Annotated in this window: 14 protein-coding genes; 13 read left to right on the top strand and 1 reads right to left on the bottom strand. The window is 44.1% G+C overall.

Features of this window, described 5'->3' with window-relative positions; translation table 11 throughout:
* Nucleotides 1-36: 36 nt before the first annotated feature.
* Entirely contained in the window at nucleotides 37-681 is a 645-nt protein-coding gene (locus G7B18_RS17530) for an HdeD family acid-resistance protein (RefSeq protein WP_164111762.1), read from the bottom strand.
* A gap of 298 nt (nucleotides 682-979) precedes the next feature.
* Here G7B18_RS17530 and G7B18_RS17525 point away from each other — a divergent pair, with 298 nt between their 5' ends.
* From G7B18_RS17525 to G7B18_RS17465, 13 genes are all read left to right on the top strand, one after another.
* The gene (locus tag G7B18_RS17525; protein WP_164111763.1) at nucleotides 980-2,920 is read left to right on the top strand and encodes a polysaccharide biosynthesis protein; all 1,941 of its coding nucleotides are present in this window, start codon (nucleotides 980-982) and stop codon (nucleotides 2,918-2,920) included.
* 365 nt (nucleotides 2,921-3,285) lie between these two features.
* Entirely contained in the window at nucleotides 3,286-6,195 is a 2,910-nt protein-coding gene (locus G7B18_RS17520) for a SusC/RagA family TonB-linked outer membrane protein (RefSeq protein WP_164111764.1), read from the top strand.
* A 19-nt stretch (nucleotides 6,196-6,214) separates the two neighbouring features.
* Nucleotides 6,215-7,813 (top strand): RagB/SusD family nutrient uptake outer membrane protein, encoded by a 1,599-nt coding sequence (locus tag G7B18_RS17515; RefSeq protein ID WP_164111765.1) that lies wholly within the window; start codon nucleotides 6,215-6,217, stop codon nucleotides 7,811-7,813.
* Nucleotides 7,814-8,292: 479 nt separating this feature from the next.
* Nucleotides 8,293-8,874 carry an RNA polymerase sigma factor gene (locus G7B18_RS17510; protein ID WP_164111766.1) on the top strand — a complete coding sequence of 194 codons (582 nt, stop codon included), beginning with the start codon at nucleotides 8,293-8,295 and terminating at the stop codon, nucleotides 8,872-8,874.
* 108 nt (nucleotides 8,875-8,982) lie between these two features.
* On the top strand, nucleotides 8,983-10,167 hold the full coding sequence (locus G7B18_RS17505; protein ID WP_164111767.1) for a FecR domain-containing protein: 1,185 nt from the start codon (nucleotides 8,983-8,985) through the stop codon (nucleotides 10,165-10,167).
* A 170-nt stretch (nucleotides 10,168-10,337) separates the two neighbouring features.
* Complete coding sequence (locus G7B18_RS17500) at nucleotides 10,338-13,847, top strand: TonB-dependent receptor (RefSeq protein ID WP_240452898.1); 3,510 nt, start codon at nucleotides 10,338-10,340, stop codon at nucleotides 13,845-13,847.
* A 13-nt stretch (nucleotides 13,848-13,860) separates the two neighbouring features.
* A complete protein-coding gene (locus G7B18_RS17495; RefSeq protein ID WP_164111768.1) occupies nucleotides 13,861-15,648 on the top strand; it encodes a RagB/SusD family nutrient uptake outer membrane protein in 1,788 nt (595 codons plus the stop codon).
* Between the two features lie 47 nt (nucleotides 15,649-15,695).
* Nucleotides 15,696-17,390 carry a right-handed parallel beta-helix repeat-containing protein gene (locus G7B18_RS17490; RefSeq protein ID WP_164111769.1) on the top strand — a complete coding sequence of 565 codons (1,695 nt, stop codon included), beginning with the start codon at nucleotides 15,696-15,698 and terminating at the stop codon, nucleotides 17,388-17,390.
* Nucleotides 17,391-17,396: 6 nt separating this feature from the next.
* Entirely contained in the window at nucleotides 17,397-18,548 is a 1,152-nt protein-coding gene (locus G7B18_RS17485) for a YdcF family protein (RefSeq protein WP_164111770.1), read from the top strand.
* Between the two features lie 21 nt (nucleotides 18,549-18,569).
* Nucleotides 18,570-19,445 (top strand): phosphodiester glycosidase family protein, encoded by an 876-nt coding sequence (locus G7B18_RS17480; protein WP_164111771.1) that lies wholly within the window; start codon nucleotides 18,570-18,572, stop codon nucleotides 19,443-19,445.
* Nucleotides 19,446-19,703: 258 nt separating this feature from the next.
* The gene (locus tag G7B18_RS17475) at nucleotides 19,704-20,321 is read left to right on the top strand and encodes an RNA polymerase sigma factor (RefSeq protein ID WP_240452897.1); all 618 of its coding nucleotides are present in this window, start codon (nucleotides 19,704-19,706) and stop codon (nucleotides 20,319-20,321) included.
* A gap of 73 nt (nucleotides 20,322-20,394) precedes the next feature.
* A complete protein-coding gene (locus tag G7B18_RS17470) occupies nucleotides 20,395-21,597 on the top strand; it encodes a FecR family protein (RefSeq protein WP_164111772.1) in 1,203 nt (400 codons plus the stop codon).
* A 108-nt stretch (nucleotides 21,598-21,705) separates the two neighbouring features.
* A complete protein-coding gene (locus G7B18_RS17465) occupies nucleotides 21,706-25,215 on the top strand; it encodes a SusC/RagA family TonB-linked outer membrane protein (RefSeq protein WP_164123621.1) in 3,510 nt (1,169 codons plus the stop codon).

Below are 25,215 nucleotides of genomic sequence, written 5' to 3'. Positions count from 1 at the left end.
CCGCTCGCCGTGCTGAAATTTTACCGTTTTTTAACGTTAGGCTCCTCCTTTATGCTGTCTGTGGAACTCATCTTTTAGACTTTGGTACTTTTCTTTCCACGCTGCCGACATGTTGGAATATTTGTTCTTTAGGTTTTTCAGCTGGAAGGCTAATAAGCAGGCCGAGAATCCGACCGCCGTGATGGCGAGTCCTGTCCATATGACCAAGGAAAGCCCTGCAAAGGCCGGGTTCCAGAGCAGGATAAAGCTGAAAATCAGTCCCAATACGGCCCAGGCAGTCATCCAGCCCCAATTCTTGCTGCCGTAATTTTTCAGATCGAAAGAGAAGGACATAAGCTGTATCGATCGGAACATCACGTAAAAGCCGACAATAAAGCTCAACGTGGCAGCGGATAACAGCGGATTGCTGAAAAGCAGTATGCCGAAGAGCGTGTACAGGATACCTCCGGTAAGGTACCAGCCCCAGCCTTCGATCTCCCGCTTGTTTTGTACAGCGAAAATAATCTCAAGTACCCCGGAAATAATAAAGGACCAGGAAAAAAGAAATGTTAACGCCAGAAAAGAAGCTAGGGGCGTGCTGATGGTGTAAAAACCCAATAGGATCAATAGTACCCCGATGATCAAGGGGATGTACCAGTGTTTTACCGAGTTTTGGATCGTTTTGAAAAATGTGTGTTGCATATCTGTGTTGTTTAAGGTATTAAATTAACAAAAAAGGAGGCTATAGGTTTTGTTAATACGCCATGGAATCTAATTGGATAATGGATAAGTTACGATAAATAATACAAATCGGATTGAATGTTTTTTATATCTTGCGTACTATTCGGACTTAATTATATTTTGTTTTCTGTTTTTTGGTATCTTTTTTGTTTAGTTAAATGGTGTTAATCCAGAATAACTGAAAATTAATCAAGGAGATATCTGTAACCAGCACTCCTGTGGGAGTGGACTGGGTGAAACTTAGTTTGTTGTATACTACATGATAGATATTTGGAGAGAAGGACTGCGGATGAACAAGCCGCGCTGGGTGATCCTATTGATCGACCTGCTGTTAATGGCTGGAGCATTTGTCCTGAGTTATGTGTTGATCTTTAAAGAGCGTAATGGAATAACGACGCATAATCTGGTGAATCTGCTGGATCGTATGCTGGGGCAGCTGGCTGTCGTGGGAATGATCTACTTGCTGTGCTTTCTGGGTTTTCAGACCTATCGTTCGGTGATACGCCGTACGGGGATCCGTGACCTGCAACAGGTGTCGATCACGGTATTTACAGCATTAGCGCTGGTCGAAGTGGTAACGCATCTGATTCATTGGAAAATTGAGTTTCTTCCTTTTATGCGGTATATACTGCCTTTTTCGGATACGCAATTGCTCTTTCATGCGTTTATCACTGGTTTTAGTATGTCGTTTGCACGGGTGCTCTATCGGGCGCTATACCACGAACTGTTATGGAACCGTAAGGACAACCGTATCCCGGTGATCTTGTTCGGGGCGGGCAATATGGGGAATACAACGTTTAATTTTATCCAGTCGACCTCTCGGAACAAATACCGTATCGTAGCGATAATGGACGATAACCCAACGCGTATCGGCAAACGGTTGCAGGGATTTAAGATCCATGATGTCTCTAAATTGAATAAGGAGTTTGTACAGCAATATGGAAATGCGCATGAACTGATCATCGCGACAGACCGTAATGTGCCGGAACGCCTACAGCGGGTCGTAAAATTGGCAGAGCCTATTCCTTTGATTGTCAAGATAATACCGGATAGTGCGCGTCTGATGGCCGGTGAGGTGGCTACCCGGCAGATCCGTAGCTTGCGCATAGAGGATTTGTTGGGGCGTAAGGCCATCGATCTGGATAACCCGGAAATACAGCAGGAAATGTGCGATAAGGTGGTCTTGATAACTGGAGGGGCTGGATCTATCGGGGCTGAGCTGGTAAGGCAGATCGGACGTACTGGCTGTTCAAAATTGATTGTGCTGGACCAGGCGGAATCTGCGCTATATGAGGTACAGCAAGAACTGCAGCGTTATAAGGGAAGCGATCGCTTCGTATTTATTGTGGGGAATATCCGTAATGAGGCTTTCATGCGCCGTGTTTTTGAGAAGTATAGTCCGCAGTATGTATTCCACGCGGCAGCGTACAAGCATGTCCCGCTGATGGAGGAAAACCCTTATGAGGCGGTAATGACAAACGTTTGGGGATCATGCAACGTGGCCCTGCTGGCCGATCGGTATGGCGTGGAGAAATTTGTGATGGTCTCGACAGATAAGGCGGTAAATCCGACGAATGTCATGGGAGCAACGAAGCGGGTGGCTGAGATAATCGTGTCCTGCATAAATAAAGATTCTAAAACCAATTATATCGTGACACGCTTTGGTAATGTGCTGGGATCGAATGGCTCGGTAATCCCATTGTTTGAAAAGCAGATGCTCAAAGGGGGGCCGCTGACTATTACGCATCCGGATATTACGCGTTACTTTATGACTATTCCTGAGGCTTGTCAGCTGGTGCAGGAAGCGGGGGTGATGGGCGCAGGAGGGGAGGTCTTCGTGTTTGATATGGGCCAGCCGGTAAAAATCATGGATCTGGCCAAGCAGATGATCCGCCTAAAAGGCTACAGCCACCCCGAGGATATCGATATCAAGGTGGTAGGGCTGCGCCCGGGTGAAAAAATATTTGAAGAGCTCCTGGCAAATGGAGAAACTACCGAAAAGACCCATCACGAGAAGATTATGATAGCCAAGGTCAATACCGATGATCTGGAGCTTAAAAGGCTGAAGATCGAGCTGTTGTGCAATCTCGTAAAGACGGCAGATCCGGAAGAGCATAAGATGGAACTGGTACGGCTTATCAAAGAGATCGTGCCGGAGTTTAAATCGCAGAACTCGGTGTTTGAGCGATTGGACAGCTAAGCTCGATCGTGTCAAAAGAAACTCCCGATAGATAGGCTACAAAATAGTGTACCACCTAAAAAATTTATGATAACAGGCTGATAATAAACTAACGAATCGTATTAAAAGAAGTTTTTTTTTATTTCGAAATCGAAAGTCATGGCCTTTTTTTTCTTTTTTTTGTTACGATACCTTTCATAATTAATAATTTCTTAACATAGGCAGCGAAATGCTTTGTAAGGGATTTAAACTGCTTTTTATGCTATTTTGCTGCTTTTTTTTCATTTAGATTTTAAAGCTTATGGTTTTTGTTTGTTGTTTTTTTTAATAAAGTTGGTTAACTATGCACAAGAATTCCTAAATATTAAAAACAATTTAAAAACTAAATGAAAGCAATTTTACTTTTTTTTAACCTACTTTGCTTTACGACCTGGTCGCTGGCACAGACGGGTGCAGGGCTGACAGGACGGGTCAAAGATAACCTGAACCGACCCGTAGCTAATGCTTCTATTTTGATCAAAGGGTCAAACGTGGGGACGGAGACAGATGCGGGGGGAAACTTTGACCTAAAGTCGAATTCGTCGGCTGTAACGCTGATCATCTCTGCGGTGGGCTATGAAACGCAGGAAATCGTGATTAGGGACTTTTCGAAAACGGTCAATGTCATCCTGGAGGAAGCGCAGCTAGGGCTCGATGAAGTCGTAGTGATGGGCTATAATAAGGTGGATAGGCAGCACGTGGCCTCGTCGGTAGGTCAGTTGGATATGGAGCAGACCAAGTCCAGGCCCATTATGAAAATGCAACAGGCATTTAGCGGAACTATACCTGGGGTGACTATGATGCAGGGCAACTCGCTGCCGGGAAGTACCTTTGGTAGTATCAATATCCGTGGTGTCAGTACGCTGCAGAATGCGGAGCCTCTAGTCATCGTAGACGGAATGGAAATGGATATATCGGACCTAGATCCCAATCAGATAAAGAGTCTGACCGTATTGAAGGATGCGGCTTCGGCCTCCATGTATGGATCGAGAGGGGCCAATGGGGTTATTATTATTGAGACGGAAAGAGGGACTACAGGTAAGTTTAAAGTCAATCTGAATGCTTGGTCTGGATTTAATAAAGCCATAGATCTGCCTCAATTTGTAAATGCAGAAAACTATATGCGCCTCAATAATGAGGCTAGCGGATACCAGGGACAGTCGCTGTCCTACTCGGATGCTGATATCGCTAGGGCACAGTCCGGTGACATAAAGTCGGTAGACTGGTTGAAGGAAGTCATGCAGCGTACGTCTATGGCCCATAACCAATCCGCCAATGTATCGGGCGGTGGTGGTGTGGGGACCTTCAACCTGATGATGGGGCACCTGCGCGAAACAGGCCTCAATGCGATCGAAGGATCACAGAAATTTACGGCACGCTTCAACACGAATGTCAATATCGCAAACAAATTTGTGCTATTGGCGGATTTTTACGCGCAACGCCTCCAAAATGACCGTCTCTTGCAGAATGACGATGGTAACGGTCTCTATAAAGTCGCTTGGCGCATGAATCCAACCCAACAGGTATACTACGATAGTGGGCTGCCAGAGCATTATATATTGCACAATGACCTGAATCCGGTAGCGCGTATCAACCGAGGGGGAATCAAGAACTATATGCACGACAAAAGTGTAATAAATCTACGCCCGCGCTATAATATAACCGATAAACTGAATATTGAAGGAAATGTCTCGTATATGGTCAGTAAATCGGCCAATAAGGAAGAAGTAAAATCTTTTAGATACCTTGACGAAAACGGTAAACCGATACAGATCGTGTCGAACAAAGTGGATGCCTCTCAGGGGGTGAGTGAAAGCCAATTGACGGCTCGTGCACTACTCAATTATACCAACTCCCTGCGTGGCGGAAAAGATAAAATCTACTTTACGGCAGGTACCGAGGTGATGGATCTGACTTATACCAGCTATAAGCAGATATCGAAGGCTTCGTTTTTTGGAAAGCTGAACTATGCATTCGATAATCGTTATATCCTAGAGGCTACTGGCCGTGCAGATGGTAGTAGTAAGTTTGCACCAGGGCATAAATGGGGATTTTTCCCTTCGGCAGCGGTAGCATGGAATATCCACAACGAGAACTTTATGCAAGGACTGAAGGATGCTAAGGTATTGTCTAATCTGAAACTGAGAGGATCATACGGGCTGATCGGTAACGAGAATGTAGACCCTTACCTTTGGGAGGAAGTGGTGAATAATTATGGATGGACGATGCGGGTGCCAAATCCTGATTTCTCCTGGGAAAAGCAAAAGCAATGGAATGTGGGGGTAGATGTGACTACGTTGAAAGATCGGTTGACATTAACCGCTGAGCTGTATGATAAATTCTCTTATGATCTGATCTATTCCAAATTTCCGGTACCTCCACTTACGGGATCGCACTCATTGACGACTGCAGTGAATATCGGGGAGGTGCGCAACAAGGGGGTAGAACTATCTGCAAACTGGAGCGATAAAATCGGAAATGTAACTTACAGTATCGGTGGTGCGTTCTTCGATAATAACAACGAGGTATTGAAAGCAGGATATAAGGATAGCGACACCTTGGTCTTTACAGATAATACAGACAAAATATGGTACAAAGGAATCGCTATAGACAACTATTATGGATTCCAGACTAATGGTTTTTTTAGGGACGCCGACGATGTAGCGAATACGGCAGCTAAAATGGCAAATACACTGCCTGGAGATATTAAGTATGTGGATCAGAATGGCGACGGTATCATCAATGATGCGGACCGCGTCTATCTTGGAGACCCATCGCCGCGCTATAACTACAATGTCAATATGAGTCTGAAATATAAGGGCTTTGACTTTAGTATGGTGGGACAAGGCGTAGGTAAACGTACGGCGAGAATAAGCGATCAAGAGGGCTATCCGGTATTGGTGGACGGTAATACAAACGCATTAGGTGCTCCTAGACAGTATTATGCGGATAATCGCTGGACACCTGAAAACCAAAACAGTAGATTCCCAAGGGTATGGACCGGGACAAGTACGAATGCGTACCTGAGTGATGTGTGGATCGGTAATGCGGCTTACTTTCGTATCAAGGTGCTGCAACTGGGCTATACGGTCAAGAAAATTGGAAAGGCATTCCACAATACGAGGGTATATGTCAATGCACAGGATGCCATTACCTTTACGAAATGGGAAGGCCTAGAGCCTGAAAGAAATGGTGGCGGTGGTAACTATCCGCGTATGGCGACGTATACCATTGGTGTATCTACTTCTATATTTTAAAAGTTAAAGATTGAGAAAGATGAAAAAATCGAATCTATTCTATATTATACTGGCATCGGCTACATTGTCGCTCACAGGTTGTGAGAAGTTCCTGGACAAGACCGACCCTACTGCGACTGATTTTGTGGAATTTTTTAATACCGAGGCCGATGTGCTAAGGGTACTCTACAGTAGTTATATGGATCCGTTTTCGCACGGCACTTATAGACACATCTTGTTCTATATGGAAGATGGAAAGTCGGACAATGCGTATAGCCGTATATCGGGCGATAGGCATCAGCAGGTAGCTAATGGTAATATCAACTCGAATACCGAACCGTTCTTGTTCTACTATCAATTGCATATGAAGCACTTGGGCCGTCTCAATACCTTTATCGCGAGTATGGATGTGCCGTATATGGAAGATGAAGCGTTGCGCAGTAGGTATAAATCTATATTTGAGGCATTGCGTTGCTGGCACTATTTTAAGCTCACGAGCCGCTGGGGAGATGTCCCGTTCCACCTGGAACCAGCCGACCTCGGCTCGGCTCTGCAGCCGACGAAGACAAAAGAAGAGATATTGGAAATATTGTTTCCGCTTGCGGAGGAGATTGCCAATAGATTGCCTAAAGAAATATATACGACAAACGCCTACCTTTTTAATCAATATTCGTTTAAAGCGCTGATTATGCGCTATGCATTGATCAATGGACGCTATGAATTGGCTGCTAGACTCGCCAAAGAGGTGATGGATGGAGGGCTATATGAGCTACATGGAAAATACGGTGATATGTTTAACTATAAAGCCGATAAGACGAATAAGGAATTTGTGATGCGCTTTGATCGCGACAGTAGATCGGGAGGAAGTATTACATTCAATGTCATGGCGCCGCAGTCGAAAACGGGGCATGGACAATCTTATCTAGTGCCTCTTAAGGCATTGGTAGATGCTTACTGGACAAAACAGGGAAGGCCGATCGATGCTTGTCCATTGCATACAAAAGAGGAATACGAACTGAATCCTAAACTGAACCGAGACCCGAGACTGGCGGAAAGTATATTTATGCACGGGGATACATTCAACGGTGAAAAACTGGATATCTATGATCCAAGTACATCGGTATACCACGAGAAGGCTAGAGCGGGTAAGTCGGGATTTTGGTTCAAGAAATGGGTAGACCAAGCCGATGCGGCCAAATCATCCGGTAATATGGATGTTGGTTTCTTGCGCTATGCGGAGGTATTGCTGACCTATGCGGAAGCTAAGATCATGATGAATGATGTGGATGACCTCGCTAAAAAATGTATCAATGATGTACGGCGTAGAGCAGGATTGGACATGAGTGTGGCGGATGTGACACTGACTGCCAAGTCGCAACAGCAGTGGATCGATCTGATACGGAACGAGCGCCGTACGGAATTTGCGGGTGAAGGCTTGCGCTATGATGATATCCTGAGATGGAAAATAGCAGAACAGGTGATGAACCAACCGGCAATGGGACACAGTAGATTGGTAGATGGCAAGGTGGAGACGCTGAAGGTGGAAGACCGATCCTTTAAGGATAATAACTACCTGTGGCCATTCCATGAGAATAGCCTCCGCGTAGAACCGGCCCTCAAGCAAAATCCAGGCTATTAATAGTTTAATGGATACGAATATGAAAACGCCCACCTTGGTAAAAGGTGGGCGTTGTTTTTTTTATTATCCGTTGAAAGTAAATGGTTTGGGGGCTGCCTGAATTAGTAAAAAAATAGCTCGATAAAAAATGGCTTAATAATTGTATAAGGTTGCACATTAAAAAGATAGAACTAAGCTTAATATTAGAGAAAGTTCCGGTTTTGTCGGAACTTGCAGGCGCCGGTAGTACATCGACGCCTGCTTTTTTTTGCTCGATAAAATCCGCAGTTGAACCAAATGGGGCTAATTTGTTCTCCGGTAATGGAATTCAAGAAAAGAATGCATTTCTTTCTACCCCGTTGGCGTAAATGTAGAGCGGTAATTTATTCCTTAACATTGGGCTAACATTGGAGTGGTATCTTTGGCGCAGATTGGATTTTTAGATAAATGTGTATACCTTTATCCTGAATCTAAATTGTCTGCGGTAACTGCTGGAGATCATGGTAACAAGCACAAAGGAGATATTGGTACAAATCAAAAATGGTGACAGGGAAGCCTTTAGGTCGCTATATGATACATATGCCCCTTTTGTATTTGATTTGGGATCTAAACTCTTGAAAGATTCTGGACTGGCCGAAGAGATGGTGCAGGATTGTTTTGTTAAAATATGGGCTGCCCGTAGCGAGATTCGGGAGGATCAAGAGATATGGCCACTGATCTATGTGGTAGCGAAGCGACTTTGCTTTAATCAATTGCGGCACGCCCGTGTAGCAAGAAAATATCTGGTTCAGCTGGATGATGTGCTGATCAACGATGTGGAACAGCGCTTAAACGTACGCGAACTGGAAAGCCAATTGGAATATTCCATAGAAAACTTACCCGAACAGCAAAAAAGGGCTTTAAAATTGAGCCGAATGGAAGGCTACACCCATCAGCAGATAGCGGTAGAGATGGGGATCTCGCCAAATACGGTCAAAAATCATATCACCCAAGCGCTCAAGAATCTAAAAAAGACGCTGCCCCAAGCGGATTATAACTTCTTGATAATAGCTTATGGCGTATGGCTAATGGCGTATGGCTAATGGCTTATGGCTTTTGGCTAATGGCGTATAGCTTTTAAAAGAAAATACACTTTCGACTAGTCCTATCACTCGACTTGGGTGTACTACCTATAATCAAGGATAAGAAAATTGGACAAAAATAGATTACGACTTCTTTTTAATAAATACCTGAAAGGTACGCTGGACGCTTCGGAAGAGGAAGAGTTTGATGCAATGATGGCTGCTGTGGAAAAATCTGAGTTCTCAAATTTGGTGGATGAATCTATTGAATTGGTGGAAAATACGGCTTTCGAACGGGATAAAGTCTATCAGAACATTGAAGCAGAAATGGACGATAAAGAACCTGCGCTTGTACTACCGCTGTATGCAAGATGGAAGCAATGGGGTAAGATTGCTGCGGTGCTCTTATTAGCTGGACTAGTGGGTATGGTCGCTTATCGGTTGTGGCCAGGAGATCTTGCGGTGGAAAATTTGACCGAAGCCCCCTCGATGGAGCTATCCAAAGATATCGAATTGCCGGAAGAGGACGCTATGATCACATTGGCGGATGGAAAGCAGCTATCACTGGCGGATGTGGGCAAGGATACGCTGCATTATAAAGGGCTTGCCCTGTTGCGCGCTAAAGACGGAACGATTGAGCTAAAGCAGGATCGTGCGGGTGATTTTTTTAAGGCCGACGAAAAACATCGGTTTGCAGCGCCTAAGGGACAGACCTTAAGGTTGAAGTTGCCTGATGCTTCGGTAGTGAACCTCAATTCGGATTCGCAGGTGGAAATTTATGCTTCATTTGGTAAAAGACAGCGTGAGTTGACATTGTCCGGGGAAGCTTTTTTTGAGGTCGCTCATGATAAGGCTATTCCCTTTGTGGTTCATGCGAAAAATACAGCGGTCACTGTATTAGGAACACAGTTTAATATGTCGGCATATAAAGAAGATGGTCTGACGGCAACGACGCTGGTGTCGGGTTCGGTACAGGTGGAAGCAGGAAATGGGCAGGTGCGTATAAAGCCGGGGCAACAGGCACGGGCAGGAGCTACCGCTAAAATACAGGTGGAAGATAATGTGGATATGGGGAGCATTTTAGCATGGCGGGATGGCTATTTTCGATTTAGAGATGTGCCGATACGCCTTATTATGGCCGATCTGGCCAAGTGGTATGCCATAGAAGGGGTCGAATTTAAAGCGGGCTCTACCGATAGATTTACAGGGAGCCTTAAGCGCTCCAAGAAGCTGAGTGATGTCTTGGCGAGTATAGAACAGGTATCTGATTTACGTTTTGATATTCAAGAAGGGAGGGTGATCGTAATGAAATAAGGACGGAAATCATATCAGGAGAAGAGGAGATGCGACAACACCCCCTCTTCGGTAGTACCTGGAAATAGCATCAGTTTTGAATTAATAATATTTTACCAAATACCTATCAAATGTATAAAAATATTACCGCAATCGGAGGAGCTCACCGCCGATTGATAACGTGTTTACTAATGATGAAGTTATATTCATTTTTGCTAATCGGCTTTTTCATGCAGGCAAATGGAAATACCTATGCGCAAAAAGTAAGTTTGTCGGTGAAGCGGGCGGAGCTCGCCGATGTGCTGATAAAGATCCAAGAGCAGACCAACCTCGATTTTTTTTATAACAGCAGTCAACTCAAAGAGGTGGATAAAATCGATCTGGATGTAAAAAATATGGATCTGAAAAAGGTGTTGGATGCTTGTCTGACACCGCGGGGATTATTCTATGTGGTGCAGAACAAGACTGTACTGATAAAAAAGGCTTCGGAGCTGGAAAGTAAGGAGATCGAAGGGCAACAACAGCACATCCAAGGGAAAGTGCTGAATAGTGGAGGGCAACCCCTGGCGGGGGCTTCGGTACGTATACAGCAAAGTAATATTGCTACAGCGACCAAAGCGGATGGCTCGTTTACAATGCCGGTGGTGCAGGCCGATGGACAATTGCTGATCACGGCACTGGGCTATGAAGATAAGACTGTGTCCTATAAAGTGGGCGCAGAACTGCTGATACGGATGCTGGAGTCTATCAGTGATCTGGACGAGGTGGTCGTCGTAGGCTACGGTACGCAAAAGAAGGCTAACCTGACGGGAGCTGTAGCGCAGATCAATGCCGAGGATATCGCTTTACGTCCTGATGCTAATATTGCCGCTACACTACAGGGCTTGATGCCGGGCCTGAATATTCAGATCAATAATGGCGACCCCGGTGCTACACCGGATATCAACGTGAGGGGGTTTAACTCCATAAACGGAGGAAACCCGCTGGTGCTGATCGACGGGATAGAGGGAAATATCACACGGGTCAATCCGAATGATATTGAAGCGGTCACCGTACTTAAAGATGCGGCTTCTTCGGCGATATATGGTGCACGGGGTGCTTTTGGAGTAATCTTGATAACGACTAAGTCGGGCAAGTCGGGTAAAATGGAAATTAATTATTCGAACAATTTTGCCTGGACTACGCCAGCGGCACGTACGGATTACATCACCGATCCTTATGTATATGGAAAGACGGTAGATGCAGCGATATATGGATACAACGGAAGTAGCTATACCCGCTATAATGAGATGGATTGGGAGGCGATAAAGATGGTGTCCAGAGGTGAAATTGCGCCTTTTCACGAATTGCAGCCGGATGGTACGAACAAGTTTTTCTACCAGACGGATTGGTGGGACTATTTGTTCCGTAAATATCAGGCTTCTAATTTTCACAACATTTCGATATCGGGCGGTAGTGACAAGTTGAAAGGTTATCTATCGGGAAGGGTGTATGATCGACAAAGTATCAACAACATCAATAAAGATGCAGGTATAGGCCGTAATAATATGAAGGCTAACATCGTGTTTACACCTTATGATTGGTTGGAGGTATCCAATAATGTGCAGTTTATAAACGAGAGGGATAAAGACTATGGTGGCTTCTCGAACGGTTTTGGTGGGTTGTGGAGTACGACGACCTGGTACAACCTGATGCCTTTTTACCCGAATTTTGTAGATGGTATACCTACGGATATCGGTACGGGATCGGGTGGCCAGGGCGGCAATGCCGGTCTGTATTCGGGTAAGAGCTGGCGCGATATCGGCACGGAGGAATTTACCAATACGTTTCGCGTGGTGGCTCGTCCGCTGAAAGGACTGGAGTTTAACTTTGACTACAGCAACCGTATCGAGAATAAAAGTCTGGCCTTGCGTCTGAATCCTTTTACCTATCTGTCCGGAAATCGTTTGAATCCACTGACCGTGGGACTGAACCGTCTGGAAGAACAGCGTACAAAAGATAAGTATAATGCCTTGAACTTTTTCGGGACGTATAATACCTCGGTAGCGGATAGACATAATTTTAAACTGTTGCTGGGCTTTAACCAGGAGGAGTATGATCAGGATTTTATTGGTGTAAAAGGAGATGATCTGCTGTTGGAGGATCTATCCAACCTATCGCTGTCTACCGTGATGAATGCAATGACGGGGAGTGCGACAAACTGGGCTGTGCGGGGATTTTTTGGTCGTTTTAACTACGATTACGATGGGAAATACCTCATGGAGGTCAATGCGCGCTATGATGGGTCATCCCGCTTTCCGGCGGATAGCAGATGGGGATTCTTTCCGTCGCTTTCTCTGGGATGGCAAGTGGATAGAGAAAACTTTTGGCAGGAGATAAAGCCCTATGTGTCTTCGCTCAAGCTGAGGGGGTCGTATGGGGCATTGGGCAACCAGACCGTATCGGTAAATACTTTTAAAGAGCTGATGGCGGTGAGACGGATCTCCTGGTTGAACAGTGGCTTGCCCCTGACGGGTGCACAGATGCCTGCACCACTGCCGAGTGTGGTGACCTGGGAGCGTACAAAAAGTTTGAACCTAGGGGCCGATATCGGTCTGATGAACAACCGGTTATTTGTCAATGCGGACTGGTACCGCAAGAATGTAGAAGGTATGTATCTACCTGGAGAACCACTGCCAGGTGTATTTGGAGCCAGTGAACCGCGTGAAAATTATGCAGCATTGCGTAATGATGGCTGGGAGGTTGCGGTATCGTACCGCGATAAGTTTGATGTAGCGGGTGCTCCTTTGCAGTTTAATGTGACGGCGAATGTCTCTAATTTTAAAGGTACGATTACGAAATATAATAACCCAAAGGGATTGCTGAGCTCCTACTACGAGGGACAGCGCCTGGGGGAAATATGGGGATACCGTATCGATGGTCAATTCCAATCGGATGAGGAGGCTTTTGCTTACCAAAATTCGTTTGATAACCCGTCCACAAATCTTGGACAGGTCTATGATGATGTGTTGAACATTATGCAGAATAGCGAATGGAATCACCTCCGGGGTGGAGATATTAAGTACTTGGATCTGAATGGAGACGGGAAGATAAATAAGGGCGATAATACGCTAGCCAATCACGGGGATCTGGAAAAGATCGGTAACGCTATGCCGCAGTACTTATTCGGCTTGAACCTCAATGCTCGATGGAAGGGATTTGATGTGTCTACAGCCTTGTCGGGTGTAGGACGTCAGGATTGGTATCCGACAGGGGAGCTGTACTGGGGAACTTACCAAAGACCTTATCTGTCCTTTATCCGTAAGGACTTGGTCGACAATGCATGGACGCCGGATAAACCGGAAAATACGTATCCACAGATCTATAGAGGATATTCTTCGCTACAGGCAAGACGCTCCCTATACGAGCTTAACGATTATTACCTGACAAATTTAGGCTTTCTCCGTGTCAAAAACTTGACAGTAGGCTATACCCTGCCACAAGAATGGACGCGTAAAGCTAAAGTGGATCGTCTACGCGTATTTTTTAGTGGAGAAAATATGTTTACCTGGAGCTTTGGCAAATTGACCAAGTACATCGATCCAGAGCAGGCGGGTGCAGGTGTAAGTTATTCTGCACCTAAGGATGCTACGGATAGGGGGGATCAACGGGTGTATCCAATGGGAAAAACCTATTCTTTTGGTGTAATGTTGGGTTTATAATAGGAGAAAAGTCATGAAATTAAGATTAATAATATTCGGAATTGTTTTAGGGGGAATGTCGGCTTCATGTGATGATGGTTTCTTGGATAGACCATCGGAAGATCAGGTGGAGGCTCCTTATTTTTTTAATACGGCTAAAGATCTGGAGGTCGCAACGAATGATTTTTACAAAGCGTTTTCTAAGGACTACGAAGGGGACGACTGGACATCGGTATATACAGAAGATGCTGCTTCGGACAACCTGATGCCGCTGAATCCAGCGCCAAGAGTAAGGGGTTCGAGGGTGGTTCCGGTAGGTCGGCGGTCGGGGGGCTGGAACTGGTCTGGCCTGCGTAAGATAAATTATTTCTTAGGGAACTATCATAAGGTGAAAGATGAGGCCGCTAAAGCTAAATACGGCGGTATAGCCCGTTTCTTCAGAGCGTATTTCTATTACGATAAGGTAAAGACTTTTGGCGATGTGCCTTGGTATAGTGGTGTACTGGATGCAAAGGATCCGGAACTGTATAAAGCTCGGGATTCGAGGGCCTTGGTGATGGACTCGGTGATGGCTGATCTGGACTTTGCCATAGCTAATATACCCGCTGAAAAGCAAGTAAACCTGATCACACGCTATACGGCCATGTTGTTGAAAGCCCGTGTGGCGCTGTTTGAGGGAACTTTTCGCAAGTATCATGGCCTCGAGGGAGCTGATCAATACCTGATATTGGCTGCAGATGCGGCGCAGGCATTGATCACGACCAATGCGTATTCTTTATATACAGAGGGTGGAGCCGAAGGGGCGTATAGAAATCTATTCGCACGCAATAATCAGAATAATACGGAGACCCTATTGGCGGTAGATTATGAATTGGGACTGAAGGTACACTCGCTAGGCAATTCATTTACTTCGGCGACACAGGGATCGTATGGGGTGCCAAAAGATTTGATAAACAGTTACCTTATGCGCGATGGTTCACGATTTACGGATAGGCCCAATTACAAGACCATGGGCTTTTTTGAAGAGATGCAAAACCGGGATCCACGATTGACTCAAACCACGGCGGGACCTGAATTTAGGGTGAACGGCGAGACTAAAAATGAACCGGTAAATCTCTCCATAACAACTACGGGCTATCGCTTGATCAAAGCGCTTCCTGACCGCGCACAGTGGACGACATCGGGCGCTTATTTTGATATTATCTTATTCCGCTATGCGGAAGCATTGCTGGTATTGGCGGAAGCGAAGGCGGAGTTAGGGACCTTAACGCAGGCAGATCTGAATATTTCGATCAATAGATTGAGAGCGCGGGCAGGGATGCCTAACCTGGATATGGCGCAGGCGAACGCAAATCCAGACCCCTACTTGATGGCGATGTACCCGAACGTGAAAAATGACCATGGCATGCAGGGGGTAATCTTGGAAATCAGAAGGGAACGTAGGGCTGAATTATTTAATGAAGGGTTCCGTTGGGACGATCTGATGCGCTGGAAAGAAGGTCAAAAGGTGATGCAGCCTATTGTTGGCGTTTATTTTCCGGGAGTGGGGGCTTATGATTTTACGGGAGATGGACTAGCGGATGTGTTTGTGCATACGGGAAGTACTTCTGGCGCTCCTTCATCGGTGACTTCGATGGTGAATATCAGACAACGCACGTTGCGCGATCCGTTGACAGGTAACCGAAATAGTGATTTCGGAAATATAGATCCTTTTGTGGATGGCGGTAAGTTTAGAGAGGATAGGGATTACCTAGCGCCTATCCCTTCGGAAGAATTGTTGTTGAATGAAAACCTGCGCCAAAACCCAAAATGGGACGAGTAATCTGTTTGTATGGAAGCGGTGATTGTAAATTTAAAGATGATATTGTAATGAACATAATAAACTATATACTGCTGGGCTTATTTCTTTTTATAGGAGTAACAGGCTGTAAGAAAGATAAAGAGGCCTTTGAAGAAAAACTGCTGATCGGAACGGAATATATGGAGGTGGGTAGTAAGGCGAATACCTATAATTTTGAGGTGTTATCCAACACAACGATGCAGGTGGAAACGGATGCCGAGTGGATCGTACTGGATACAACGGTATACGAAAAAGGAAAGCAACGTATCGGTTTTTCCATCGTTACGAATACCGACGACGAACGGTCGGGAATGGTGATCGTACGTACCAATGCGGAGACAACCAGGCAGGTGCTGGTGGTACAGGAGTCGGGTAAAGTGCCTGTATTTTACGTAAAGACGGATGGTACGGGCGATGGTAAATCCTGGAATACAGCTACGGACCTGAACACGGCAATAGAGAAAGCGACAACCAATAGTACAATTTATCTCGCGGAAGGCGTGTACGTGCCATCAAAGACTATCCGTAACGGAGATGCAAACCTACTGGCGGATCGTACTTTTGAAATTTCGAAAAATATATCCTTGATCGGTGGTTTTGCAGCGGACGCTCTACCTGGGGCTAAGCCTAACGCAGCGCTTTATAAAACGATCTTGGACGGGACTATAGCAGCAGGTAAAAAGGCCTATCATACGGTCACGGTGACCGCGCCGCTGGATAACGAGTCGAAGGTGTATTTAGAAGGTCTCACCATCCGTGGGGGAGAAGCAACGAATAGAGGAAGCAATGTGAGTATCAATAGTGTACAGTATAACCGCGGTCATGGTGGTGGAATGCTGATAGCGAATACCATCGTGCATTTGAAACAGGTGGAAGTTGTAGCGAATGAGGCCTCTAATAGCGGAGGAACGGTGGGATATGCAGCTGGAATGTATGTTTTTGCCGGAGCAAAGGTAACGATGGAAGACTCAAAGGTGAACAACAACTCCAATAACAATAATAATGGCGGTGGGGTATGGGTGGCCGATGCCAGTCTGACGGCTTATCGATGTCAATTTAATGGCAACTATGCGAGAGGAACGGCGGGTGCTGTACATGGCTACCCCAATGCAAGTATCTCTTTGTACAACTCGCAGGTCATGAATAACAGCAACACATCTTATGGTGCTGGTGTCTATGTGAGGGAGAATTCAAACGCGCTATTGGTCAACTGTCTTTTGGTCGGAAATAAGAGTACATCGGCCAACGGCGGTGGCGCAGTAATGCAGTATGGTGGAACTACCGTGGACATTATAAGCTGTACGATAACAGGGAATGAAATCGTCGGTCCAGGTGCTGGGGTGTATCGACGTGATAAGGTGAATAACCTGACTGTCATTAATTCAATCATATCGGGGAATAAGCAGGCGGGTAACTCAAAAGATGTGGATGCCCATACGGATAACGCAGCGGTGATCCCTGTGATTAAGAATGCTATTACTACGGCCTCGGTTTATGGAGATGCGGGAACAATTGTAGCAGGTGCGGTATTTACACCCTCTTCGATGTTGAGTACAGGTTACCTGCCTATTGGTGCCAATAATCCGGCATTGGTTTATGGATTGACAGGTACCAGCCTGACGGGTATAGGACAGACTTATAACCCGGTGCTGAATGAGGCTATTGCAAAGGATATGAATGGCGAATCGCGAACTTTGACAGTAATGGGAGCTAAAGTAAAGTAGACCGTGATGAAGAAGTTATTCTGGTTATTTATTTGTTGGGGCTTGTCGGTAAAGCTATGTATAGCAGCCGACCCCAAGACCGTCATGCTGGTCTTGGGATCGGCAGACCCGCAGGTGTTGGAAGAGCGCATTGGGATAGCAGCGCGGCTGTACCAAACGCAACCTATCCAAAAGATTATTGTGAGTGGGGGCTGTGGAGCGCATGGCTCAGGTATCTGTGAGGCCTCTGTGATGCAGCAAGGACTGGTCGCTAGAGGAGTGGATCGACATAAAATCTACAAGGAAGAGAATGCAAAGACAACCGTCCAAAATTATGTGTTTAGCAGAATACTTCGCGATGAAAAGGATCAGATCATTATGCAGCCTGGAGATACGGTATTGGTCGTGTCTAACCATTGGCATGCGATAGCTGTTGCGGCGCGATTGCGCGAATACGATGGACTGGAGGCTCGTTTTTCTATCGAGGGAAGTATCCGGCCTAAGGATACGGACAAACTGGATTATGTGGGGATTTTTAATGGACAGGCAGATAATGAGAAGTTTGTATTGAAAGGAGCTTGGCTTACACCGGAAGCGGTGTGGACGCATCAAGATACGACCTATTATCTCCGGGATAACCTGGTGTATGGAACGGACAAAGAAAACAGCTCTTTTTCAATCCAGCGGGGGTTGGAAGTGCTCCCTTTTTTGAATGAGCTGGACGTAAAGCATTCGCGGGCCTTTATAGACGGCGGTGACTTCTGGTGGGTGCGCAACGGCAAGACGCTCTGGAAAGTTGCAAAGCACGCTAAGAAAACCGTGGCGCGTGCCGAGTGGCCCGATTGGGTAATAGGAATGCCGGTATCTTGGAAAGAAGGTGCTTTTGAAACAGGAGTGATCTGGGATAGGACCTTATTGTTATTTGCCAATGACCGTATCCTGATTGCCAAGAAGGAAAAGAACAGATTCGTATTTGTAAAGGAGATGGCCGCAGATAAGTATTTTAAAAGCTGGCCGTTTGCTTGGGGAAAGAGTAATGTGGCCTGTGCTGAAGTGGACCACATGACAGGGCAATTGCTGCTGTACCGTAATATGGAAATGGTCCGGGTCGATAAGGATCGTCAGTTGATCGGAATGCCGATGCCTTTTAAATTAAAGTGGATCGAAAATACCAAGTAATAACATTGTAATTTGATAAAGATGAAAAAGAATTTTTTATACAGTTTAATGTTGCTTTTTCTCGTCTTCGGGTGTACTGCGAAGGAGGAAGGAACACAGTTGCCTTACGATTATTCTCAGGTTGAAAAAGATAATCTAAAAGATATACTGGCGAAGGCGGATTGGAAAACAAAAGTGGTGTCTGATGGTGTGATCTGGAAATATTATCAATTTCCGCAGATTTTTGAATCGAGACAGTACATTAATATTTTGGAAATTGACTTGACCAAAGGGCTAAAAATAGAGATTCCCTATGTGAAGGCTGGTTTTTTGAAGACGAGTGACGCAGCGGCTAGTAAAGATGCTCTGGTAGCATTTAATGGAAGCTATTTTAATACAACGACAGGTGGGTCTACGGTATTTTTTAAAAATGATGGACAGGTTGTGAATAATACCGTTTCGGGGTTTACGGCTTATCGGGAGAATGGAGCCGTGGTACTGGATAATACAGGGCTACCACGGGTAATAGGAAAGCCGGCTTCAGGTTGGCAGGGGCTTACTGAACCGGTAGCGCTGGCCGCAGGACCACTGTTGTTATTGGATGGAAAGGAACTCGGGCAACTGGTGGTGGATTTTAACACGACGAGGCACCCGCGTACCGCTTTAGGTATTACTCCCGAGAAGAAGATGATCGTAGTGGTGGTTGATGGCCGTTCATCACAGTCACAGGGCCTGACAATTCCACAGCTATCTCAATTGATGGGAGCCTTGGGCTGTACGCAAGCAATCAATCTAGATGGGGGTGGATCCTCTACGGCTTGGGTAAAGGGAGAGGGCGTCGTTAATTTTCCGTCGGATAATGGTAAGTTTGATCATGAGGGCGAGCGCGGTGTTGCAACTGTATTTACGGTAAAGTAAATGTTGGGCTTAAAAATTTAAACTAATCTTAGTGTCTTTAGGGATCTTGAACAGTAGAGTTTGGGATCAATCTATTATAAAAAACAGCAGTATGACTCGGTCTACTGCTGTTTTTTGTTTCTGCAAAAGGGAGTAATGTGTAAGGAAGTTTTAGCTTAAATATCGATTGATGAAACGTAGTTTGTACGGATAGCTCTTGGATTGTTTTTTTAACTTTATTTTAAAATTGTACCTTTATTACTCACTGTCTCTTAGATTATGAAGCTGACGATAACCGGTATGCAAGATGAAAGAGAATTGCTTAAAGCAATTAGTAAAGGGAATCATGATGGTTTTGAACGTCTTTTCTTGCACTATTATAGAGCCTTGGGTAATTATATATACAGACTCCTGGAAGATCAGGATTCTACCGCAGACTTGGTGCAGGAAGTCTTTTTGGGCCTGTGGGTAGAACGCGAACGTCTGGCTGACGTAGAGAGCTTTAAGGATTATCTTTTTATTATAACAAGGAATAGGATTTATAATCAACTCAAACTAAAGGCTAAAGATAGTCTGATGTTTGAGTCCCTGGAAATGCATCTGACGCAGCTAACGGAAAGGTCTGAACAATCGGACGATCCTAAGGAGAGGGAAAGGTATTTTAAGCTGTTGGAGGAAGAAATAGAAAAACTTCCCCTGCAGCAACAAAGGGTATTCAAACTGGCCAAGATGAAAAAAATGAAGTATGAACAAATCGCACAGTTTCTTGATCTTTCTGTTGAAACGGTGCGCAAACATATGTATCTGGCGCAACGAACGCTCAGAAATCAATTGAAAGGAAAGGAAGGAGGCATACTCTTGCTGATTCTTTCATCAATTTATTTTACAAAATTTTAATTTTCCATTACCACTTTTCGAAATCTGTTTGTCTTTAGTATGATTAGGATTCGAATTTTACGCTAATTAACCAATGATAGACGAAAGGATAATTTATTTATTTGATAATTATTGTCGTAAGACTGCGTCTGATGAGGAACGGGTGGAGTTCTTTAATTGGATAGCTGATTCTAATAATAGTGAAGATGCCCAATTCTTGATGGCTTCGTTATATGATCGGGAAATGGAAGGGCAGAATGAAACGATAGTGGATCTAGACAAAGAGGCTATCCTAAAGTATTTGGTGGGCTATCAAAGGGAAGAACTCAAGGAGCTAAGAAGACATGAAAAAATAAGGTTAATGCGAAGGTGGGCTGTTACTGCTGCCGCAAGCATAGTAATCTTTCTGATCTCGTCGTGGCTCGTGACGGTATGGTATGCTGATGATACGGCAGAAAGTAGGGCTGTGAGCACAAAATATAATATACCTGCAGGTGGTAATAAGGCGATATTGACACTGGGGGATGGTAGAAAGGTGTTATTGGATACACTGACTCAAGGGGTATCCATATATGACGGAAAACTCCAAATTACGAAAATGGATGATGGTAGTATCGTGTACGCAAGTGTCGCATCGGAAGGAGGGGAGATTCTTTATAATACCATGCAAACTCCTGTAGGGGGTACTTTTCAGGTGTTGCTCCCTGATGGAAGTCGCGTTTGGCTAAATGCGATGTCGCAACTCCGCTACCCGACTTCATTTGCCAAGCAAGAGAGAAGAGTAGAGTTGAACGGGGAAGCGTATTTTGAGGTGGCCAAAGATAAAGGAAAGCCATTTGTGGTCGATGTATATGGTTTGGACGTAAGGGTGTTAGGTACTTGTTTTAATATTAATTCGTATCAGAATAGAAATTTGATAAAGACTACAGTAGTGGAGGGGGCTGTCGAAGTGGGAAAAGAAAATAGAGCAACTGTTTTGTATCCGGGACAGCAGTTGGAATATAGGTCTGATCATAGCAGCAGGCTCTTGAAAAATGTTAATCTGGTCGAAATAATGGCTTGGAAAGATGGTTTTTTCTCTACCTCGTCTATCACACTGGGTGCATTGATGGATGAAGTAGAACGCTGGTATGGAGTAGATGTGGAATATGTGGAGCCCTTGGATATGGAGTTTGTCTTAAAACTGAGTAAAAAAATAAGTCTCCTGGAATTGATTACAATACTGGAACTGACCGAAGAGGTAAAAGTAGAACTGATAGAAAAAAAACTAAGAATTATGAAGAGAAAAAAAGTGTAACATGTGGAAGCCTAAAAAGACCGATCTGCTGCTAACAAATCGGTCTGGAACGGATGGCTTCTAAATCGAGTGGTTAACAAGATTTTAAACCTAATTAAAAACTAATTTATGAATTTTTTCGGTAAAGAAAGAGGCCGGGTAGACCTGTCGTGCAAAAAGGTTAAGGCAAGCATTTTTTTGATAATGAAACTTACTATCTTAATATCGTGTTGTTTTGTGATGTTGAGCTTTGTCGAGGGGCATGCTCAGCGATTCTCATTTAAGGTAAAAAAGGGAACGCTTCAAACAGCTTTTGAAATGATAGAAAAACAGTCTGATTACGTGTTTTTCTATAAAAAGGATCTTCTAAAGGATGCTAAAGAGGTTGATATCGATATACGTGGATTAAATCTGAAGGAGGCTTTGGATCAGATTTTAGAAAACCAACCTGTAACATATAAAATATATCAAGAATATGTGGTGCTGCATTCTAAAAGCCAAACGCCAAAAGGGGAGATACTTCAAATAGAGAGTGACGGGCTTTTGCAGTCCAAGGTGACGGGACAAGTGGTAGATAGTGCCGGAAGTGTTATATCCGGTGCAACGGTGAGGATCAAAGGGACGGATAGGATAACACAAACGGATAAGGAGGGCTATTTTTCGTTTGACAATGTAGACCGGGATGCCGTAATTGTGATTAGTTGTCTTGGACATCGGGTGGAGCAAAGAAAGGTATCTGACGGTGTAAAGCTAATTCGGATGCGGGCTTTTGTTTCGGAGTTGTCTTCGGTAGAAGTGGTGGCAAGTACAGGGTACCAAAAAATTCCTAAGGAGAGGGCTACAGGTAGTTTTGAAATTGTAGATAATAATACGATTAACCAATTGGTGGGCTCCAATATTATTGATCGATTGAAGGGGACAACTTCATTGCTATTTGACAATGCTCTCAATCGTCCTGCATTGGCCCTAAGGGGATTTAGTACCATCAAAGGTGAGAAGGATCTGTTGGTGGTATTGGATAATTTTCCATATGAGGGGGATATAGAGAATATAAATCCTAACGACATAGAGAATATTACGCTCCTAAAAGATGCGGCAGCACAATCAATTTGGGGAACACGCGCCGGAAATGGTGTGATCGTAATCACGACAAAAAAGGGGAAACTAAACTCGCCGAGTACAATCAGTTTTAGTAATAGTACGCAGATCGGACAAAAGCCTGATCTGGACTATTATAATCTGATGTCGAGCTCGGAGGTGATCGACCTGGAAGTCGAATTGTATAAAGCGGGTCTCTATAAAAATTCGGAAAACTTAAGATCCAAATCTTATATCTCTCCGGTGGTAGCGATGTTGATCGCCAATAATAAGGATAAAACGAAGCTAAGTGATGAAGCTCTAGCGATAGAACTGGACAAGTTGCGCGGGATTGATAACAGAAAGCAATACATGGACGGTGTGTATAGAAATGCGTTGAATCAACAATATGCATTGAACTTGACCTCGGGATGGGATAAACTATCTCTTTTTATGGGAGTGGGGTATGATAAATCTCGTAGCTCACTGGAAAGCTATGGGGATAGGCTGAGCCTGCGAAACAATATTACTTATAAGTTGTCCAATGCTATTAATTTCAATATGGGATTGAACTATTCGCAGCGTAACAGTAGGTCCGGAAGGGAAGGCTATGGGCAGTTAAAACCATATATTAATCTATACGATGAGGATAAAAATGCGCTAGCTATGCCAGGCCTAAATCCTTTCTATTTGGAGACCGTGAAAGATTATGATTTGCTGGATTGGAATAAATACCCCTATGCAGAATATAAGTTTAATAGAAACCGTGGGTTTTCTCAAAACTACAATTTTAGTTTTGACCTGAACTATAAGGCTTTCGATTGGCTAAACTTTAATCTGATGTATAATGTGGATAGACAGAATGAGCGTAACAGGCTTACCAATAATGTGGAAGGGTATTATGCGCGAGATCTGATTAATATGTTTAGTGAGCTAGATCCTATTAGTGGAAAAATAAAACGAAATATACCTTATGGAAGTATATTGAGAAATTCGCAAAATGAGTTGGTCGCTAATAATTATCGATTGCAAATGAATATTGCGAAAAAATGGAGAGATCATCAAGTCGATGCGGTCGTAGGGGGAGAGATTAGAACGATCAAAGCGGATGGATATCGGTTTTTGACCTATGGTTTTGATGAAGAAGTACTGACAACCAGCGATATCAATTATAATCTTTTATACCAGGATTTTGTGTATGGGGATAGAAGGTATATACCGTCGGACGAAGAGTATAATTCGACACAGAATAATTTTATTTCGCAGTATTTTAACGGTAGTTATACGTATCAGTCAAAATATGTATTGTCTGCAAGTGCAAGACAGGATGCGTCTAATCTCTTTGGACTAGAGACCAACGATAAATGGCAACCTTTGTGGTCTATTGGGGGGGCATGGAATATTTCTGAAGAGAGTTTTTACAAAGATAAGGGGCTACCGTATTTGAAATTAAGAGCTACCTACGGTAAAAGTGGATTGGTAAACCAGGCTCTTTCGGCGGTCTCTATCATAAGATATGGAACGGCATATATTACAAATTTCCAAAAGGCAAATATTACACAATATAATAATCCGGAATTGAGATGGGAAAAATCAGCCATGTTTAATGTCGGTTTTGATATCGGGTCATCAAGAGATAGGGTTTATGGTAATGTAAATTATTACAGAAAGAAAGGAATCGATTTATATGGTCCGTCTGAAATGGACCTCACTGCAGGTGTGGGAAAGACAATCAGCAAAAACGTCGCTAATATGGCGGGTTATGGATGGGAAGTGAATGTCGGCGCGAAAATTATTGATAAGGCATTCAAATGGAATAGTAATATTGCTTTTAACTATACTAAATCTAAGGTTACTAAGTATTTCAATGATTCACAATCTGCTCGTGATTTTACTACGGATGGGGGGTCTATATCTCCTCAAGTGGGACAACCGCTGTATCAAATTGTATTGTTTCCTTTCTTGAGAGTGAACGATAAAGGTGAACCTGTGTTTTCTTTGGATGGTCAGGAAAGTACAAACTATGTGGATATTTACAACTCTCATTATTCTAATCTTGTGTATGCGGGGTCTACGGTACCGGTGGCTTATGGATTTTTTACGAATACATTCTCTTATAAAAGAGTAAGTCTAGGTATTAATCTGACCTATAAACTCGGACATCACTACCAAGGGCCAAAAGTAGGATTTGGTACTATAGCGGCTTTGGGTATAGCCAATGGTAGTGGGAATTTTAAAAACCGCTGGCAAAAACCTGGTGACGAAAACTTTACGAATGTCCCAAAATTTGTATACCCGTTGAATTCATATCAAAATCTTGTGTATAAAAGTATAAACCCTGATGTTTATAAAGCGGATCACATTAGGCTAAATTATATCCGTCTAGATTATGCGGTTAATCCCATCACCGTAGGAAATAGACGTATGAACATAAGGGTATTTGCTAACGGAGAGAATCTTGGAATTCTGTGGAAGGCAGCAAAAACTCCTTATGACCCTGACTTCATAGAGAATCTGCCCAGTGCTAAACGTTTTTCTATCGGTGTGAATATTAACCTTTAA

Source organism: Sphingobacterium sp. xlx-130 (assembly GCF_011007405.1).
Lineage (GTDB): Bacteria > Bacteroidota > Bacteroidia > Sphingobacteriales > Sphingobacteriaceae > Sphingobacterium > Sphingobacterium luzhongxinii.
This window is presented reverse-complemented; position numbering and strand designations above follow the sequence as displayed.

Coding starts and splice junctions, on each gene's coding strand:
- G7B18_RS17530 (WP_164111762.1), bottom strand. CDS start 681: ATGCAACACACATTTTTCAAAACGATCCAAAACTCGGTAAAACACTGG.
- G7B18_RS17525 (WP_164111763.1), top strand. CDS start 980: ATGATAGATATTTGGAGAGAAGGACTGCGGATGAACAAGCCGCGCTGG.
- G7B18_RS17520 (WP_164111764.1), top strand. CDS start 3,286: ATGAAAGCAATTTTACTTTTTTTTAACCTACTTTGCTTTACGACCTGG.
- G7B18_RS17515 (WP_164111765.1), top strand. CDS start 6,215: ATGAAAAAATCGAATCTATTCTATATTATACTGGCATCGGCTACATTG.
- G7B18_RS17510 (WP_164111766.1), top strand. CDS start 8,293: ATGGTAACAAGCACAAAGGAGATATTGGTACAAATCAAAAATGGTGAC.
- G7B18_RS17500 (WP_240452898.1), top strand. CDS start 10,338: ATGATGAAGTTATATTCATTTTTGCTAATCGGCTTTTTCATGCAGGCA.
- G7B18_RS17495 (WP_164111768.1), top strand. CDS start 13,861: ATGAAATTAAGATTAATAATATTCGGAATTGTTTTAGGGGGAATGTCG.
- G7B18_RS17490 (WP_164111769.1), top strand. CDS start 15,696: ATGAACATAATAAACTATATACTGCTGGGCTTATTTCTTTTTATAGGA.
- G7B18_RS17485 (WP_164111770.1), top strand. CDS start 17,397: ATGAAGAAGTTATTCTGGTTATTTATTTGTTGGGGCTTGTCGGTAAAG.
- G7B18_RS17480 (WP_164111771.1), top strand. CDS start 18,570: ATGAAAAAGAATTTTTTATACAGTTTAATGTTGCTTTTTCTCGTCTTC.
- G7B18_RS17475 (WP_240452897.1), top strand. CDS start 19,704: ATGAAGCTGACGATAACCGGTATGCAAGATGAAAGAGAATTGCTTAAA.
- G7B18_RS17470 (WP_164111772.1), top strand. CDS start 20,395: ATGATAGACGAAAGGATAATTTATTTATTTGATAATTATTGTCGTAAG.
- G7B18_RS17465 (WP_164123621.1), top strand. CDS start 21,706: ATGAATTTTTTCGGTAAAGAAAGAGGCCGGGTAGACCTGTCGTGCAAA.